Annotated in this window: 12 protein-coding genes and 1 pseudogene; 2 read left to right on the top strand and 11 right to left on the bottom strand. The window is 46.5% G+C overall.

The genetic code is table 11. The features are described from left to right. Positions 1 to 95: 95 nt before the first annotated feature. From KCG43_RS12415 to KCG43_RS12400, 4 genes and pseudogenes are all read right to left on the bottom strand, one after another. Positions 96 to 290, bottom strand: a pseudogene (locus tag KCG43_RS12415) (transposase); the annotation flags it as partial. Positions 291 to 386: 96 nt separating this feature from the next. After that, on the bottom strand, positions 387 to 1,658 hold the full coding sequence (locus KCG43_RS12410) for a sigma-54 dependent transcriptional regulator (protein ID WP_218385257.1): 1,272 nt from the start codon (positions 1,656 to 1,658) through the stop codon (positions 387 to 389). Continuing rightward, positions 1,636 to 4,002, bottom strand: coding sequence for an ATP-binding protein (locus tag KCG43_RS12405; protein WP_218385255.1), 2,367 nt, complete (start codon positions 4,000 to 4,002; stop codon positions 1,636 to 1,638). Before KCG43_RS12405 ends, KCG43_RS12410 begins: the two co-directional genes overlap by 23 nt. Next, on the bottom strand, positions 3,999 to 5,300 hold the full coding sequence (locus tag KCG43_RS12400; RefSeq protein WP_218385253.1) for an ABC transporter substrate-binding protein: 1,302 nt from the start codon (positions 5,298 to 5,300) through the stop codon (positions 3,999 to 4,001). Before KCG43_RS12400 ends, KCG43_RS12405 begins: the two co-directional genes overlap by 4 nt. A 331-nt stretch (positions 5,301 to 5,631) precedes the next feature. Between KCG43_RS12400 and KCG43_RS12395 the strand changes: the two genes are divergently transcribed. Next, positions 5,632 to 6,975: an MFS transporter gene (locus tag KCG43_RS12395; protein WP_218385251.1), complete on the top strand. Its 1,344-nt coding sequence runs from the start codon at positions 5,632 to 5,634 to the stop codon at positions 6,973 to 6,975. Between the two features lie 374 nt (positions 6,976 to 7,349). Then, positions 7,350 to 8,246: a glycosyltransferase family A protein gene (locus KCG43_RS12390; protein ID WP_218385249.1), complete on the top strand. Its 897-nt coding sequence runs from the start codon at positions 7,350 to 7,352 to the stop codon at positions 8,244 to 8,246. A gap of 59 nt (positions 8,247 to 8,305) precedes the next feature. Here KCG43_RS12390 and pbpC read toward each other — a convergent pair whose 3' ends face one another. From pbpC to KCG43_RS21425, 7 genes are all read right to left on the bottom strand, one after another. After that, positions 8,306 to 10,513 carry a penicillin-binding protein 1C gene (pbpC, locus tag KCG43_RS12385; RefSeq protein WP_218385247.1) on the bottom strand — a complete coding sequence of 736 codons (2,208 nt, stop codon included), beginning with the start codon at positions 10,511 to 10,513 and terminating at the stop codon, positions 8,306 to 8,308. Between the two features lie 28 nt (positions 10,514 to 10,541). After that, entirely contained in the window at positions 10,542 to 15,092 is a 4,551-nt protein-coding gene (locus KCG43_RS12380) for an alpha-2-macroglobulin (protein WP_218385245.1), read from the bottom strand. 204 nt (positions 15,093 to 15,296) lie between these two features. Next, positions 15,297 to 16,355 carry a polysaccharide deacetylase family protein gene (locus tag KCG43_RS12375; protein ID WP_218385243.1) on the bottom strand — a complete coding sequence of 353 codons (1,059 nt, stop codon included), beginning with the start codon at positions 16,353 to 16,355 and terminating at the stop codon, positions 15,297 to 15,299. A 148-nt stretch (positions 16,356 to 16,503) separates the two neighbouring features. Beyond that, positions 16,504 to 17,004: a hypothetical protein gene (locus KCG43_RS12370; protein WP_218385241.1), complete on the bottom strand. Its 501-nt coding sequence runs from the start codon at positions 17,002 to 17,004 to the stop codon at positions 16,504 to 16,506. A 73-nt stretch (positions 17,005 to 17,077) separates the two neighbouring features. After that, positions 17,078 to 17,863: a hypothetical protein gene (locus KCG43_RS12365; protein ID WP_218385239.1), complete on the bottom strand. Its 786-nt coding sequence runs from the start codon at positions 17,861 to 17,863 to the stop codon at positions 17,078 to 17,080. Then, entirely contained in the window at positions 17,860 to 18,354 is a 495-nt protein-coding gene (locus KCG43_RS12360; RefSeq protein ID WP_218385238.1) for a hypothetical protein, read from the bottom strand. The genes KCG43_RS12365 and KCG43_RS12360 overlap by 4 nt, the downstream gene beginning before the upstream one ends. Before the next feature lie 26 nt (positions 18,355 to 18,380). Next, positions 18,381 to 19,481, bottom strand: a complete 1,101-nt coding sequence (locus KCG43_RS21425; protein WP_255558022.1) for a hypothetical protein — start codon at positions 19,479 to 19,481, stop codon at positions 18,381 to 18,383. Positions 19,482 to 19,509 lie beyond the last annotated feature (28 nt).

The raw sequence follows: 19,509 nt of genomic DNA, 5'->3' as shown, positions 1-19,509 counted from the left end.
TCTGGTCGTCTGTCTTTAATTGAGCAATTTATTCAGGATAAAGTGATGCCATTTTATGGCAACACTCATACTGAAACCTCGCTTACTGGCAGGCAGACCACCTTGACCATAAGCACAGTCATGATTACCGTGTCTGAATACTGATAGCCGCGTCCACGGTTACCGTGATGTTCTGAGCATAACCAACCGCTTATCGCTTCCTCATCTATCCAAAATGTCAGTGAGCCGCGATTAATCAGCGCTTGATTGTACTCTTTCCAGTTATCAGTACGGTAAGTGCTTTTTCCCATGGAGATGGCCTGATAGAAACGTTTCTTGATCAGATCGCTGACCGTGAGAAAAATTCAAGCCGATTTAGTCAACAAAGCCTTGCAATGAGTTCTGACTTAGTGAGGTTTAAAATCATCTTTATTTAAATGGTATTTTCGCATGCGCAAATACAGCTTTTTCCTTGGTATCCCTAAGTAACTGGCCGCTTCTGATACACGTCCAGAGAATAAATAGAGCGTATTTTCAATGATTTTCTTTTCATAATCATCCACAAGGTCATCAAGTAAAATATCAGTAATAGGCATCGTTTCATCGACATCTCTTTTGGTCAATTTCATGATACCAACAGCATATAACTCGGCGACCCCTCTAAGTTCCCGGACATTACCCGGCCAAGTGTAGCGTTTTAACATATCTAAGTAACTAGGTTCAATTTTTGGAATGGCCACATTTAAGCGCTTTGCACACCGGCGTAAAAACGCTCTGAATAACGGTATGATATCGCTATTACGTTCCAGCAATGACGGCATATTCAATCTATACTGTGAAAAATAATAATAAAGTTCTGCATCAAGTTTTCCCTCGACTAAACAACATTCTGCCTCTCCAGTAAAAACTGCAATTGTTCTATGTTTTTTTGTTCCCTGTCTTTCCTGACTCAGTAAATAACTACTCAACCATCGCTGCAACTGCATTGGCAGCTTATCGGGCGAGTGTATAACACAAGTACCTCCTTCTGCTTGCTGAAATTGATACTGAATCATCTCCTGGTCACAGTCATGGGTATCCAATAGCACCAGTTCACCCCGGCACTTGGGATTCAGATGATGTAATAGTCTGACGGCAGTATGTCGTCCCGTTCCGAGATCGCCTTCAATCATAACGTCTTTGTCCGTCTCAGATAAATGCTGGATTTGTTTTCTAATTGTGATCATTTGCGCGCTGTTACCTATCAGAACGTTTTCAGTCGTCCTTGCCAGAGCATCACGTTGTTCAACTGTTTGACGCCGAGTTTTAAGCGCCTTATCCAAAAGGGTCAAAAATTCAGATGGATTAAGTGGTTTTTCAACAAATTCAAAAGCACCTTTTTTAACTGACTCTATAGCTAACGGTATATCACCATGCCCAGTGATCATGATCACTGGTAATTGTGTATCGATATCTACAACAAAACTGAGTATTTCCAATCCGTGTATTGCCGGCATATAAATATCTGACACAACAATACCCTTCCAGAACCGATCAACATGTGTCAATATTTGCATTGGATCGCTGGTTGCTATAATTCTAAATCCAGCCATATGCAACATCCGCTGATAAGACTCTAAGACATCTACATCATCATCAATTAAGATAATGTCAATTTCACTGAGATCTATACGACTCATTTTTGAACTCCAGTATAATAGCTGCACCTTTGCTGACCGATGATGCCAAATATATTTCACCATTAAACCGATGAAGAATAGAGCGACAAATATTTAACCCCAGCCCCAAACCTATTTCCTTAGTTGTGGTAAATGGCTTAAAGAGATGGGGTAATATTTCAGATTCAAATCCTGGCCCGCTATCTTCTATAATCAAAAAAAGTATGTCTGAACATGTATTGCATGATAGCCAAACTTCCTTATTGTCTGATTTTGAAACCGCATCCAATGCATTTACCAACACATTGACAAGCACTTGCTCCAATTGTGTATATTCTGCCAACACATCAATATCAGCACTTACATCAAGATGAACAGTAACCATTTCCTGCTTTATTCTTGAATCAACAATATCTAAAGAAGAATGAATAACATCGCTAATCGCGATAGCAGTTAATGGTATGTCACTATTTGACTTTCTTGAAAAGTTACGGAGTGAAGAAATGATTTTCTGCATCCGATCACTCATATCCTTAATCGCACTAATAATGCTACCAATCTCTTTGTAATCTTTTCTGTCAAGTAACATTTGAGCAGTAAAAATATAGTTATTTGTTGCTGACAATGGTTGATTGAGTTCATGAGCAATTGTGGTCATTGTCTGTCCAAGCACCGCCATTTTTGCTGCTTGTATCAATTCATCTTGCGTCTGAATCAGTTCTTTTTCTGTTTGAACTCGCTGCTCAATTTCTATTGTCAACTGTGTATTTTTGAGCATCAGATCCTGTGTTTTTTCTGCAACGAGTCTTGAAAGCTCTTTTCTGCTTCTTTCCTGGCGAGTAATATCATTAACCGTTACTATATATCTTATATCTTTGAGATGTTCATATCGGCGTAATGAAAATTGTAGATATCTTTTCTTTCCATCATAAAGTATACACTCGCTAAACCCTGTTTTGTTTAATGAACTGTTTGGTAAAAACAAAACCTTTAACGAATCTTGATTATCTTGATTGAGTAATTTCCACAACGGCTGCGCCGATGAAATGCTGTCAGACTCCAAAAGCTTAACTGCACTTGGATTCATAGACTCAATTGTTCCGTCTGGAAAACACGTAATTAAACTGGCTTCGGTATTGTTAATTAAATTAATAGCATTAGTTTTCTCCATTTCCCTCATCTGATTATAAAAGTGACTCAATCGCCTACTGAGCATACCAATTTCATCATTACCAGAGAGAGTCGTAGGCATTGCCATTTTACCTTGAGCGAACTTTTCCATCACCTCGCCCAGTAAATTCAACCGATTGATTAATTTCCTGTGGACAAGCTGCCATTGAATCAACACACTAAAAACTAGGGCTAACATCAAGACGACAATGATAAAAATTTTACCGGTTACTACACTTTCAAGTGTGTTCTCACGTAAATCCATCAATCTACGGTTTGTACTATTAAGATTTTCCGATACCAAAACATGAAACTGAGAGACCAACTGTGTTAACTCAGGAGTAATTGTGTTTAGCTGCTGCTGGTTATCCGTATCTTTTTTCAGCAGTTGATGAAAAACCCCACCTGGCTTAACTAAAATTATAATGTCCGATAATATCTGACGATGTGCTATTGTTGATGGATAATCAGTCAGTTTCAACATGTCTTTTTCTATGTTTTCTACTTTAATACCAATATATTGAAAGGCATTATCAAGATCCCTCTGGTAACGTTGATTCACTATTTCATCAACCAAGCTGAACAGCTCATTTTCCTTGAGGGAAAGATCCTGAATAATAGAAAACTCCCGAAGTAACTCAGGCAAAGAAGCATGTTGTGTTGCGTTCTCCGCCAATAAACTCACGTGCCACTCAATTTCTTGCGCAACAGGCTCTATTTCATCAATCATATCCTGATGCAGCCAAGATAGTTTTTCCTTTTGCCTTACCAACTGGGTCTGAAGTGTAATACGCTGCTTTAATAATACTTCTTGTTCCACTATTGCCTGCTTTAACTCAGCAAGCAAACGTATATTCTCAGCATTCTGAATAACACCAAACTGGTATGTCTCTTCAAGAACACCCAGGAGCATTTGAATCTTGGTCGTCAGATTACTGTATGGAAGCAATTCATTGGTGGTCATACGCTCATTCAAAGTGCTCTGCAAAAGGCTAATGTTTCTTTCAACCTGATAGCTTTCAGTATAAACAGGGATGTTATCGGACAAAATAGTGTCTATTTTCTCACCCAACGACTCCCACATCATCATCCCAATTATCCCAGTAAGCAACGTCAGAAAAGTTGCAGCAGCAAACGCCAGTTTAAGTCGCTGTCCAAGTGGACTCCGCTGGAATACAGTTAAAATCCTGATCATTGCAGTTGGCGCTTAATATCAATCACCAACTCGATCGCTTTATCTAGCTGGTGTGACATATCCTGTTGCCATTGTTGTACTACTTTTTGTGCCTGACTTGAGTAATGACGTTTACCTTGTCGAGCAAGCATATCAACCAAGACGGAATCTGCGGCCTGTACCTCAGAAATAGGTGGCGTTGAAGCAAGCAGAACTGCTTGATTTAGTTGCTCTTGCAGCTCTGTAGAGTTGCCGTTTTTACTCTCTAGCAATGCTTGAGTTTCATGTATCATTTTCCACACCTGATGCAATTTGACTAACTGATTAGTTATACATTGTTCAAAAAGTTCTTTGACAATATCGGACCGCTGATTTATCAGTTTTGAGTTAAGCACAAAATGGCTCTGGTTCGCTAATTCATCATTATTAATTGGTACTTTTGCCATCAGACTTGAAGCGATCACCAATTGTCCTTTCTCTGACAGTAGGTAACTAATCAATTGATTTGCTTCATCTTTCTTCGTGCTACTTGCCGTTACCGAAATATAAGTTGGTAACAAAATAGTATCTGGAAAATAAGCAAACCGAATGAATGGTAATTTCTCCTGTGCATTGAACGCATAACTATCAATCACAGGACCTATGCCGACTAATCCACGTGACACCGCATCACTGACACCGAAGCTCCTTGCGGACACTGACGCAAGGTTTCCGCCGATTTGCATTAACAACTGCCATCCATTTTCCCAACCTTTTAGTTGAAGAATATTTTCAACCATCATGTAAGTCGTGCCAGAATTTGATGGCGTACTCATGATGATATGCTCAGAATAAACAGGCTTCGCCAAATCCTCCCAGTTTGTCGGTTCCGGCAGATTATGCTTTTGCAAATATTGAATGTTCCACATCAGCCCAATGCCAGAATAACCAAATGCAATAAAATATGGGCTGATTTCGATACCATGACTTTCTAGCCAGGCTGGTACTTTATACTTTCCTGCCACTTCAGCTAATAAGTTTGCTTCAGCTAAAGCATGAAAAAATGTTGGAGAGGAGGAGATCACCAGATCCACCGGCTTCAAAGATGGCTGCCAGACCAAGCGAGCAGCAGGTTCCGTTCTTCGATAAATTATCTGAATATTACGCTCAGGATAGTCTTGCTGATAATGCTCGATAAGAGAAGTCATTGGTCCTTCTGAAAAAGTGGTCAAAACGACTAACGGGGTACTGTTGGCCGCATTAGATATCCCTGAGTACAAAATCAGACAGGCACAACTTACATTAGCCATATATCTCTTAAGCTGAATGATCCACCACATAGTAACCGCCCCTACCATCTCAAACCGTCCACGAAACTACCCAAATATGAAGAAATGTGTCAGCCGTCAAAATTCCGACCATTGAAAATTATTAATCTGCACCGACTCAGTCCATTTTTGACCCACTTTTCACCATTTCTACGTCCATTTTCCTTTGAAGGTTGGACCCTTTCTAGCGTTAACTTACCAATTTCCCACCACATTTTTACGCCACAGTGTCAACTTTGACCCGTATAACCGTGTTTTGATTATCAGATGCAGTCGCATAGCGTGAACTTGTGAACACTACACTCACGTACCTTTCAAGAACAATCCATTCATGGAGTGATACATGATCAGTTTATTGAAAACCCGCGCAGACGCTGAACAAATCAACGCTGAGCCAATGACCCTTAAGTCCATTTACAAACGTTATCAATGGCAAGTTTTTATTGGCTTAGTCTTCGGCTACGCCTTTTTCTATGTAGTCAGAATGTCCCTTGGCGTTGTTAAAAAGCCTATGCTAGATGCCGGAATTGTGACAACAACTGAGCTAGGTCTGATGGGTTCAGCTTTCTTCTTCACTTATGCCATAGGTAAATTCACTAACGGATTTCTATCCGACTATGCCAACATCGGTCGGTTTATGTCAGTTTCACTGATATTTTCAGGTTTTGTCTGTGCAGTCATGGGATTAAATACCGCAGGCTTATTCTTCATCATTTTATGGGGGATTAACGGCTGGTTCCAATCTGTTGGTTCTGCGCCTTCCTGCGTGTCGATTTTCCAATGGTATTCCCCGAAACAGCGTGGTTCAGTGTACTCCATTTGGGGGGGGTCACGTAACATCGGTGAAGCCGTGACCTGGATTGTTACCGCCACACTGGTCAGCTATTTCGGCTGGCGCGCAGGCTTTATCGGGGCAGGTATCGCAGGTATTGCCGCTGGCCTGGTTATGTTGTTTCTGTTGAAAGACCGGCCACAAACCTATGGCCTGCCCGATCCTGCAACCGCATATGGCGAAGAACCGGAGATGAAAAAAAGCACTCTGAGTCCACAAGAAACTCGTCGTGCTCAGCTCTTTGTCCTGAAACAGCCTGTTGTGTGGTTAATCGCGGCCGCCTGTGCTGCAATGTATGTTTCGCGTTACGCCATAAGTTCGTGGGCAGTCCTTTACCTGCAAAGTGAGAAAAATTATTCACTGATTGATGCCGGTTTTGCGATGTCCACTTATCCTATCGCAGGTTTCTTCGGAGCAATTCTGGCAGGTATCATTTCCGATAAACTGTTTAACGCAAACCGCCACATTCCAACACTGATGTACGGTATCGCCAATATCGCAGGTTTTGCCATCATGTTCTGGGGTCCTGAGAGCCGTATGATGGATGCTGTAGCCTTGGCTATGGTCGGTTTCGCTATGGGTGGTCTGGTTGTGTTCCTGGCTGGTCTGACGGCTTGCGATCTCATGCCTAAAAATGCCGTTGGTGCAGTCAAAGGCTTTATCGGCTTGTGCTCTTACCTGGCTGTATCTGTTCAAGAACTTGTGTCTTCATCTATGATTAAAGTCTCTGAAGTGGATGGTGTACAAGTTTATGATTTCTCAGGTGTTCAATATTTCTGGATTGGCGCAGCAATTGTATCATTGCTTTTATCCTTAACAGTCTGGAATGCAAAGAAAGTCATTGCTGTCGAGTAAGACCTTTACATCACCGCCTATGGCGGTGATGTAAGCGCAAAGCAGTATATTTTGTCAGCACAGATAATAACATCAGGCAGCTCACCCTTTCACTGACAAGCTGTTTTCACCAAAAAAACAGTATCACCCTCAAAATGACAGGCTTAGGTCATTTTGATTTAATCTAAACCGGCCATAAACCACCCAACCACAAATACAACTCGAGCTATTTCATACACTAATTACCGTCTCGAACGATTCGGAATTTGCCAAGATCGCACCCCAGTTACCAGAGCTATAATACGAACGCCCCTCCTTTAACTCAATTTGGTAGCTCTTGAAAAACCCGTATATAGTTATTCCAATAAGGGATAGCGGTTGCCGGGAATGGTGAGATGATCAAGGTTCAGATTTGCCTGTTTGCATACAACCTGGAGGAAAGCATTGCCAGCTGTATTGAAAGCGTGATGGAAAACTGCGGCAGTTATCCGTATGAAGTGTTTGTCATGATCAACGGCTGTACCGATCAGACTTATGATATTGTGTCTCGTCTTGCTGATACCCATCCCAGTATTCACCCGGTTTTAATTGAAATCGGTGACAAATCAAACGCCTGGAATACCTTTATCTATCAGTATTATGACGGCCATTCAGTGGCCGTTTTTGCCGATGGCGATCTGACATTTGGCCAGAATGCCTTTCAACATATTGTTGACTGCCACCTTGCCCAACCGCACTACAATGCCATTTCAGGTTTTCCTTGTGATCAGGGAAGAAGCAGTAAGCAGATGCAACACAGAATGCAGCAGAATCATGATCTGGCCGGTGGTTTATACCTGCTTTCACCTTTATTTATTCAGACATTGACCAGCCATCACGTGAAATTGCCCGTCGGATTAATCGGTGACGACAGCATGCTGGGATTTCTCTCAGCAACCAATCTTTGCAGCGGTACGGATTTACCCAAACAGCGCATTGGCGTTTGCGTGAAAGCTGTATTCATTTACGCTCACCTCAGCTTGTTACGCTGGCAGGACTACAAGCTCTATTTCAGACGCCGGGTTCGCTACTCGCTGCGCTATTTTCAGCAACTCAGTATTGTCAGCGATCTCAAACAGCAAGGGATATCCGCCATGCCGGCTGTCGCCATTCATGGCACGTCTGCATCCCTGCATCAGGTGCGCTGGCGAAGCAGTCATCTGATTTTTGACCTGATTTCCAAATGGAGGATCGACAGGCAAAAAATGCGGTTACATCCGGACTCAGAGAATACCAGCAAGTCGCTCAGCTAGCCGCCGGTTGACGATCTTACCGACGACCAGCTTCCGAACCGCTCTGTAACCACCAAGCTTCAGCGGTGAACCACAATAACTTTCTTGTCGCATTGCAGCCCCTGACACGCGGTCAGAGTCAGCTCTCCCTGATAGTGCGTCAGATTGAGCTGACGGTCATGAAACGGCTGGTGATTGACATACCAGAATACTTCTGCCGATTTTTTGTTACTTTTCAGTATGATCGCGTCTATTTGTGACAGGTAATAATGCTGACCATTGTTCACCGACATGATTCTGATGCCCGTTTCAGGCTGCTTCTGATCAGATGGCGCTTGATCAGAAAGTTCAGGGTTCACCCTGCCCTTGTGTTGCTGCCAGACACGCAGCGCTTCGGGCCAGCGATCCGATACCACAAAATCACCATGACTTTCCAGCGTCGGCGGCGTCAGGCCATTGCGGGTAAAGGCATATTTCTGGTACGCACAGCTGGCCTCCTCTGTAACTGATTTGGCCCTGCCGCCGGGCCAGCAGATCAGCCGACGTTTCACTGTTGCCGGTTGATTGACCCGACGGTTGTCTTCGGGTAGCTGATCAAACACATCAAACATGATGGGCGCGGCCTGAGTTGCGCCGAGATAACCGACAACAGGCGATGAATCCGGGCGGCCGACCCACACCGACACTGTGTAATCGGCGCTGACGCCGACCGACCAGAAATCGCGGTATCCATAGCTTGTGCCTGTTTTCCAGGCAACTTCACGACGCACCCGAGGTACCACCCGGTCCGACGCGCTGATCGCACTCAGGGTGTTAAATACCATCCAGCTGCTTTCAGCACTGAGGAGCGTTTTCTCAGTTTCTGGCGCTCTCTGCTGATCTCTCACCATATTCAGCGTTCTGAACTTCCCCTCTGTGGCCAGAGAACGATACATTTCAGCCAGTGTCAGCAGGTTGGTTCCCGTCCCGCCTAATCCAACCGTCAGGTTGGCCTGATGGTGTTGTAACTGCACCCCCACCTGACGTAAGCCCTGCTCGAAGACAGCAGGCGTCAGCGCATTAAATACCTGAATCAAAGGTACATTCAGCGATTGTTTCAGCGCCTCACTCACACTGATGGCGCCCTGAAACCGCTCATCCAAATTCTGCGGCTTGTAATCAGAAAAACGGGTTGGGATATCACTCAGCAGACTTTCGGTATGAATGATGCCGCGATCTATCGCCATACCATAGATAAAGGGCTTGAGTGTGGAACCTGGAGACCGGACAGCCTGAATCATGTCGACATGGGCAAAGCGGCTATTATCCTGAAAATCCACCGAGCCCTGATACGCGAGCACATTGGCTGTTTGGTTATCCACCACCAATACCGCCGCGGAGGAATGCTCAGGCAACTGGCGCTTCACTTTGGTCAGTAAGCGGGCGACCCGCTGTTGAATAACACCGTCCAGCGTTGTCTGGATAATATGCCTGTCCGGATACTGCTCCCTGAGCATACGACTGAGCAAAGGGGCCAGCGTTGTGTTGTGCGAACGTCTCAGTTCAACCGCTTCCTGTTTTAAATGCTGTGTCGCCTTATCACTTAGCAATCCGCTGCCGTACAGACGATCCAACACTTTATTTCGCATGGATTGCGCTGTGTCCGGGTATCGGTCAGGCCGGTACAGCGACGGCTTTTGCGGCAAGACCACCAGTAAAGCGGCTTCGTTCTTCGTCAGGTGCCCGGCCGTAGTATTGAAATACCGCCGGGAGGCGGCCTCAACACCGGCGATATTGCCGCCAAAAGGCGCCAGGTTCAGGTAAAAAGTGAGTATCTCGTCTTTACTGTAATACCACTCAAGCTGCAAAGCCCGCCAGAGCTGTTTCAGCTTGCCGGTAATCGATCGTGCATGAGGATCAATCAACCTGGCCACTTGCATGGTCAGCGTGGATCCGCCAGACACAACGTAACCATTGCTGGCCCACTGCCAGGCGGCCCGGACAACGGACACAGGGTTAACACCCGGATGCCAGTAAAACCAGCGATCTTCATAATTGAGCAGTGCCTGAATATAGAAAGGATCAACATCAGCCAGTGTGACGTTGTAACGATGAACTCCCTGCCGATCCCCGAATGAGCGCAGTATCTCGCCATCCCTGCTAACGACGACTGTCGCAGGGCCATCCGGGTACAGAGGAGGCAAAGGCCACAAGCTGTTCAGCACAAATACTGCCAGCCAAAAGAAAACGAGCAACCCTGCCATTTTCACTGGCAGAGTGGCTCGCAGATTGGGCAATAATCGTTTCATCAGAAATGATTACTCTGGATCATCACGGCTATTTTTCCACCGTCATGGTTTGCGGCGTCTGCCAATACGCCAGATGTTTTTCCGGACGATACATTGACTCGATAAAGACAGGCGGTACCGCGAACGTGCCCGGTACTTCGGCACGCAGAATATACCCATAACGGGATTGCTGGCCTTTGCGCATTTCATCGGACAGCACAAAACGATCATTGCGGTATTCCTGATGATCGGCAGTCTTGAGCTCAATACCTGCCGGTAATACCCGTTCGAGCGGCAAGCCTTGATTCAGGGCCGGGTTTTCCAGCACAAAGCCGGCAGGAATCTTATCAACCAGTAAGGCATCATTCACGCGCTCGTTCAATGCGACAGTGAGTACCACAACAACCCGGTCTCCCACTTTCACACGGTTAGACGCCAGAGGTTCACCCTTCATGGTATAGAGTTTGCGCTCTACCCGTTCGGCATCCAGGGTATTAAAGCGGTTAGCTTCATTGGCAATCCCACGATTTAACATCTGGTAGCCTTGCGCCAGCACTTTGACATACACAGGTTTGTCATCCAGGTTCTGGATTGTCATGTCACTCGCTAATGGCTGACTGAACATCCCTGTCTGGCTCACCGGATTACCGCTGAAAGACAGATTGAAAATCTGATCGCGGTTTGCCGCGTTGGTCAGGGCAGATGCCTGCACCAGCGCGGCACGTTCCTGCGTGCTCATCCAAGATGTGTTTGCCAGATCGATCAACTGCTCCAGATACTTTGTTTGCAGCTCTTGTGCCATTTCTTTGAGTGAATTATCACCCGCCATCTCCTGCAACACAGTCACCGATTTTGCGACATCGCGCAGGCTCGAGCCGTAATCGCCGAAATACCTGTGCCTGCGGTTGTAATCCCTGATGTCATCGAGCATGTCTTCCGCATCATCACTGGCACCTACGTTGGCATAACTGGCCGCCATATGCAGATAACTGAGCTGGGTTGGCAGGGTCGTCAGCTTCATGCTGTCGAGATCACTCCACTTCAGCTTGCCCTGCTTGCTCATCAGGTAGGCAGCGTAGGCACGCGCCACTTTGGCTGATTCCATGTCATAGGCCAGATTACTGGTCAGTGATTCATTACGCACATACGCCATCAAGCGATTGGTGGCTTTAGTCAGCATGGAAGCCGGTACAACTCCAGGGAAACGTTTGTCAGCCGCGAGCAGAAAATCCGTCACATAGCCGCTGAGCCAGGGATTTTCCCGCCCACTGCTGTCCCACAATGAGAAACCGCCACTATTTTTCTGCATGGTTTTCAGCCGCAGCACGGCTTTTTCGATCAGCTGTTTGTCTGTCGATGGCGTATCGTCTCCGTCATCATCACTGTAATGACGAGTCTGATGGGCCTGGGCTTTGAAACGCTGCAGTTCTGGCTCATCCAGCAGAAATGGCCAGGCTTTACTGGTTGTCTGTTCGGCACAACCGTACGGATACCGGAACAGTCCTCGCGCATGCTCCTCGGTATTGAGCACAGGTGTCCGGCTGAAATAAGCGTGTCCCATGCTGCCACGCACCACATCCAGGCCAGACCAAAGCTGCTCGCTGACATTGTATGTCTCTTTCGAATCCAGCAGCACCGACTGCGCCTGCGTCACCCAGGGCATGACCGGGCGAACCGGGATCCCCCACGAGCGTTCAATCGATATCTCCTGGTTGTTCACGCTCAGCGTCAGCGAAGCGCGGTCGGTGATAGTGGTATCTGACACACCAAAACGATAACTCTGGCTCCAGTGTTCACCATCTTTCAGCACCAGTCCAGTCGCTGGCTGCTGGTTGAAGTTAAGTGTTTCTGAGCCGGTAATCGCCACCGCCAGAGTCTGAGTGTGACCACTCACATTGTGAAGATCGACAGTGACACTTGATTGGTCGCCAGGCACCAGAAAGCGCGGCACACTCAGTTCAGCCACCACAGGGGCGCTGATGGGTTTATCCAGCACCGCTTGCCCGACTTGCGAACCGTTAAAGACGGTCGCCACAATCTGAGCTTCGCCGTTGTAATCCGGGATGGCCATATCAACCACAGCTTTACCGTCCACCAGTTTTATCGGCCTGGTCATCAGAATGATGGACTTGCTTTCAACCAGGCCGTCATTTTTGTTATCGGTGTCTTCGTTGGCATCACTGCCAAACCGCGACTGAGCAAACGGATCAGGCCGCTGATCGTACAAGCGCGAATACATATCGATGACATCCGCACTGTATCGGCGCTGGCCAAAGAAATAATCATGCGGATTAACCGGCTTGAACCGACTCAGATTGATGATCCCTTTATCAACCATAGACAGGGTGATCCAGGTATCACCGCCCTGCCGGGCATCAATGTTATCGACAGTCACCGGGACAGAAAGCGTTTCTGAGGGTTTGATCAAGTCCGGCAGATCCAGCGCAACATTCAGTTTTCTGTTACTGCGATCCAATTTAAGCGGTTTGATACCAAAGTAGCGCTTGGGTGTCTGTCCGTCTATTCCAGTCAGTGTGGTGGTCAGGAACACATCGTGGCGGGCCAGTGATGCCGGAACCGGTACAGTTACATCAATCTTACCGGCCTGTACAGGATAGCTTTCCGACCAGACAAGCTGATCCGCTTCCAGTGTCACCAGCAGGCTTCCGGACAGAGGCGCAGTCACTGTGACTGTGGCTTGCTCACCGGCGACATACGCCGGTTTATCCGTTTGAATCACCAAATGATCCGGTTTGGCTTTCAGCTGTTCATTACCCTGATACCAACCGGCATAAAAGCTGTAGCTGGACGACACACCGGTCGACACATCAGTCACCGTCAGCAGATAGTCGCCCCACTTGGTGGAAAACGCCAAGCTTTCCGGCTGCTGGCCGACTTTGATTTTCTGGCTTGATAAACGCTTCCAGCGTTCCTGTTTTTTACGTTCCCAGCCAATGCCTTCTTCGTAAACCCAGTAATACGGCCCCTGATCATAATCCATGGTGACTTCCAATTCACCGCTGGTGAGAGACTGTCCATCAGCACTGAGCAGTGCAAGCTTGAACAAGGCATCGGTATTGTATGGTACAGAGACAAATTCAGGTTTAATGCCGGGAACCGGCTGATTTTTCCATGTCACGTAATTGAGCTTACGCTGTACCGCTGCACCGCCCGACTCCAGCAAACTGAAATTTGCCACGGTTTTTACCGGACTTTTTATCTGTTCCGGATCAGGCGTAGGGAGATTGACAGTTAACCGCCCTTCTTCCGACAGGGCGACTTCTTTCAGCTCCTGATAATTGGAATCCAGCGTAAAAGGCACGCCGACAGCATAATCTTCAAACTTGCCCGGAATATGAGTGACGGGGGCATAAGTCACCGCTGATTTCACTTTATTGCCAGCCGCCGGGCTGCCAAAAAGATAGCGGCCATTCAGTTCGACCTTATTCGTCTGGCCCGCGAACACAAATGGCGCGGCGTTTTGAAATGTCAGATCCATACGCTCAGGTACAAATTCTTCGAGCTGAAATGACAATTCGCTTATCGGGTCTGGCGCGGTCGGATCTAAACGGACTTCGATACGGTATCGCCCGGTTTTCCAATTCGCCTCGGTCTCAAGCTGACGAAAATAATAACCCTCGGCCTGAGGCTGTAACTGCTCCTTTAAGATTTCCTCATTCCATGGATTCACCACAGACAAGGAGACAGGTCGCTGAGATAAGGTCCTGCCGTCTTTATCGCGCAGAAGAATGTTTACCGGTAAAGCCTCACCGGGTTTCACCAAATCACGGTTACTGTAAATATAGACTTCTGTCGCCTGATATTTTCGACCGCCAACCGCACTGTCCGACAAATCCAGCGGCGCTTCACGCATAGGCAGAATCGCCATTTCTTCTTTAGCGACACCGCTATCATTGCGGCTTGTCATCCGGGCGATAACAATATCTTTACGCTGAGTCCGGATATCAAAACGGGCAACTCCGTGCAGATCAACAGGCTGACTGTCCAGTAAGGCGTTATTGCGGTAAATCTCTACCACACCTTGTGTCAACGCGTCGCCCGTCGAGAGCCTCGCCAGACTGAATACAGCCTGGCGGGTATTGATTCTGGCCTGAATACCAACATCGGTAAGCAGCATATGCTTGGCTTTCACGCGGTAAAACGTACCAGGCGCTTTAATCACCACTATGTACCAGCCCGCATCCAGGAAATGCGGAATCGGCAGTCGGGCTGAGGTCTGGACGTCTTTCTCGCTGGGCGGCAGTGTATAGCGGTCTGAAAACACGCTTTTATAAGCATGCTTGATATTGTCCAGGTCATAGCTGGATAATTGGTCCTGAAGATAATGCCTGTTCAGCAGTTGCCCCGGCTCAGTCACCTGTAATATCTCGACATCGACATGGTCAAGATTGATAAAGTTAACAGGGATCGATTGCTGGTTAGACTGCGGAACCAGTGGTCCGCTGCCGACAAATAAAACTTCCGGTGTTTGCTGTGATTTTTCTTGATCCGCTTCCGCATAACTGAATAACGAAAACAGCGACAGACACAACAGCAGCAAACATTGCCGCCATTGCGCCAAATTAATTGATATAACCATAAAGTATTATTCTGCCCTACCAACTAGAGTCGTAAAATATTGCTTTTATGTTCACTATGCGCATTATTCTATCCCGACCTGAATATAAAATGCTGCGATTAAGAATAAAAACGACCACTGGCCCGCAAATACAAAGCAGGCCATTAGAAATCAGTTATGAAGATCGAAAAAAACGCTGGCACTGAGACCAACGTCTTTCGCTGTTTATGAACATGACCGCCACTTCAGCCCGGCCTGATGCACCATGTCATCAAGATCATTCAAAACAACCGTCGCGTGAGGGTGAATGTCATGGAAAAGCACTATCCCCTTGCGCCATAGCAACATTAATGTCATGACACGATCCGCAACCTGCCGGGATGACAGACGGGCATTCCAGTCCTGGCTATCAATAGTCCACAGATAAACAGGTTTGCCCTGACGTTGTAACCACTGTGACAGCGCCAGGCTTCGCATACCATAAGGCGGGCGGAAAGCGGTGTCTGAAGGCAGGGAAGCAAATTGCGCCATTGCCTGATCCGTGCTGGTAATGGAGTCTTTCGATTTATCCAGCGCCTTATGCGCATGGTGTCGCCATCCGTGGGAGCCAAGGCACTGAGACTGATACCAGTTCTTATGTTCAGCCGGAACCAGCTTACTACCCAGCACAAAAAAGTACGCCTGGATGCCTCTGTAATTCAGCTGATTAATCAGTGTATGGGTACGAGTGGGATGCGGGCCGTCATCGTAGGTCAGCAGAAACTCGCCGTCGTCAAAACGTTCACCCGTTACCTCAGTGTCGTTAAAAGTCAGAATCTCACTGCTTATCCGGGGAAACAGCGCCGCTAAACGTACCTGCTCAAACAAATAATAGTGGTAAAACTGCTCACTGGATTCACGCCATTTACTGTCAAAAGCAGGCAGGCGTTCGCGCGCGATCCTGACCAGATCGTCCCAATGCTTCACAGACTGATTGTGAGAAGCAAAACGATACCCTTCCAGCATTCGCTGCTGCGTTTTGCTACGCCATGTCACAACAGAGTCAACACTCACCTGCTTCACACCGGTAAAACGAGAGATGTCCTCTGCGCTTGCCAGCGGTACTTTCGCCATAACATGGACAAACTGCAGTATTTCTGCGGCAGAAGCACGGTCAAAAGTCATCTGCGAATCAATGATCTCCGGCCACAGTGCCCTGTTAATTGAGGCGACTTTGTCTGGCCCAGCAGCATAAAGCAAACCCGGCCATAAACAGACCAGCAACATCAAGCGAATGATTTTCATAAGATATCCGACCTAATTCACCATGACGACTTGCGCCGAAAAGCAGATCTGGACACATCGGCCAGAAAGCTAATCCCAAGCAACTTCAGGTCGTTGGGTATACAGGTATAAGCGACCTAAGCATGTAGACACTTAAAGGTTTCCTCAATCAATGCAATAAAGAAAAATTTTGCTCGTCAAAGAGTTGGGCCGGAGAAAAGCGGCTGACATCCAGAGGCAAGTGATACAGGGTGGATAAAAGATTCACATCCTCTGAGGAACGAATCCGGTCCAGCTCCACAGTCAGAGGTTGCCAGACCTGCTGCTCAAGAATTTGGATATCTGGCAGGGATTGATCCCGGGTTAAAAACACTTGTGCAGCAATGACAAGCGGACCTGCCGTATTGATGTAATAGCGGGTTGAATGCTTGCCCCGGTCATGCACCACAGTTAGCTTTTGCAGTTGATCACTGTCACGATACACCGCTTCAGATTGAACGCTTCCACACCAGGCTCCCCATAATTGCGTTTCAAGCACTTGTCCCTGTGAACTGAGCTGTATCGCACAATAGGGTTCGCCATTGTCGCGGCGGTTCTCTGTGTGTACGTCAAGGGCTGCCGCCGGTCCTGATAACAACACAATGCCCAGCCAGGAGATACGTAACATCATCCCTCGTCCCCGAATTCACAAGCATCAAACAAGACTGGCAACAGACAACCCTGTGTGCCTTCTGTCCCGCAAATCACGGCCATGCTTTAAACCCCTGATAGGCCTGTCCGTCAAATTTCAGCGTCTGTTCAAAACTCCAGGCTTTTTCATAAATATCTGAAAAATATTGATCGCTCATCTTATCTTTAACTTTGGTCGTCAGTTTTAAATCACGGTATCCATGGGAGATTTTATTTCCGATATTAATATAGACTTTGGCCTGATGAATCGGGACTGGCTCATCGGTCACTGAAAAATGGCCTTCCTGATTCGTCCAGTAATTCATCGGTAAACTTTTCAGCACAGGCTGTAACTTTCCTTGCTCGCGCACAAAGAGCGTCATATAGCCAGACGCGCCACCCTCTGCATACCGGGAAGCATGGCCAATATCTAAGCGGACCCCGAAGGCTCTGGTCCCATCGTTCAGGTAATAACGTGCGGTATCCAGCCAGATCTGATCATTATCAATTCGGATCCCTCCTTCATCACCAACTGAACCGGTATAAGCAGAAACCACCTTATGCGTAGTTGTATCAACCAAGACAACGCGCCAGAGATACTGAGATGAGTCATCAAGCGGAACCATAAAATTGCGCTGAAAATATGACCCTAACATGATGTCTGGCTCTCCCGGTAAGCGCTTACACGCAACCGAGCTGAAATTATCCTCATTCCATTCAGAATCATTCTGATTGCGGGCATCAGACTTCAATACCGACATCATGGCATTACTGCATAACTGGGTTTGCGCGGCCTGTGCCGAACCACCCCACACTAAGAAAAAGAGGGCAACCGGCACGATCAATTTCAATCGTTTCATGATTCATTTACCTTCAAAGATTGAATATGCTGGTAGAGCGCAGTCACCCGCTTGATATCCGGCACATACTCGCACTCCAGAAATGCATCCTTCACGGTATCACCTTCTGTAAACACGTGATTCACCAAAAGCGCCTCATCATCGATAAAGCTGAATGTATAGTAGTTATATTCTGCAGTTGCTATTTTCAGAAAACCTAAGGGATCCATGGTGACTGATTCGGAAGTCACCTTCTTTTCGACGGCCAATGCATCATTTCTGTAAATCGAGACATCCTCACCGGAGACAATTAATTCCACTTTCCCACTATAACCATCTTCCATCTCATAGACTGGATAGGTCCCGTACTCGTTGGTAATATATTCGCCTCTGTGCAAATCCTCACAGCTCAATTCAAACTCAAACAGATTGTCACTACTGCTGGCTTGAGCGACATGAGAAAACAGCAGCATTGCTGAAAATACCAAACCGCTTCTACTGCCTAATTTCATCAAAATTTTCCTTCTGGTTGACTGACTCATAATTCACACGCATCTATCTCAAAATTCAATGCGACATAGCGATTCCCGTACTTTCTCAGCAATAAAGAACGCTTCGAAAAATAAGTACCCAGTTTCGACTTATCCACAAAACAAAAGTGATAGCCTAAATGGTTCTCTTTAGTGAGGGTTAAAGCGTAATACCAGTATTCACTGTCCAAAACGATCATCTTTTCTGAATAGACAGGCCTGGGAATGGTTTTAAACTCTGGAAAACGATTTTCTTTCGCTATGCGTTTAGGCATCAAAGAACTTCTGAATGTGGTGATATCCAGATTCTCATAGACATCTTTCAGTAATTGCGAATCATTTGGCTGTACTTCTGTCACTTGATAAAATTGCCCATCAAAACGAAGCGTTTGGTCAGTTTTCGTGACGTCAGATTCATGGATCTTCTTGAATGGGTAATCAGTCGACTTTTCGACCTTTGTTGTGATTCGAATGTCCCGATAACCCTGGGTTTGATTCTTGAGAAAAGAAAGGAACACATAGCTCTGTGTTGTTATCAGAAGATCATCGTTCGTCGTACAGTGATCCCCTTCAAGTCGTTGCCAAAGATTCGTGGGAAGATTCAAAAGGACAGGCGTCAGCTCTGAATCTTTTTCTACAAACAGCGAGAGAAAATTAGTCATGGAAGAATCAGCACACCGGGGCGCAGTGCCGATCATTAACCGGACTCCCAATGCTCGTGTTGTTTCATTTAAGTGATATCTGGCAGTATCCAGCTTGATACTATATGGACTCACTCGAATACCACCATCTTCTTGAACTTCATCCCGATAGCTGGATTCGATTTTTCCGGATGATTGATCAATCACCAATACACGCCATAAATATCGATCACTGTGACCGTCTTTCGTCATATTCTTCAGATACGACGCGAGCATTTTATCTTGATTGTGAGGCAATATTTTGCAAGCAATCGCGTCAAACTTTTTATCGGCGAAGCCTTGATGAGACAAGTCAAGTAATAGAATTGATTTCGATGCCTCTGAACAAGGCTGACTGTCGGAAGCATAGAGGTGGTTGGCGAACAATAATGCGCACAACATAAAAATAATATGGGTGGTACTTTTCATCAGTCAGTTTCCATTTCAAGCCATTGCA

The sequence above is a fragment of the Photobacterium sp. WH24 genome, assembly GCF_019204055.1.
Lineage (GTDB): Bacteria > Pseudomonadota > Gammaproteobacteria > Enterobacterales > Vibrionaceae > Photobacterium > Photobacterium arenosum.
This window is presented reverse-complemented; position numbering and strand designations above follow the sequence as displayed.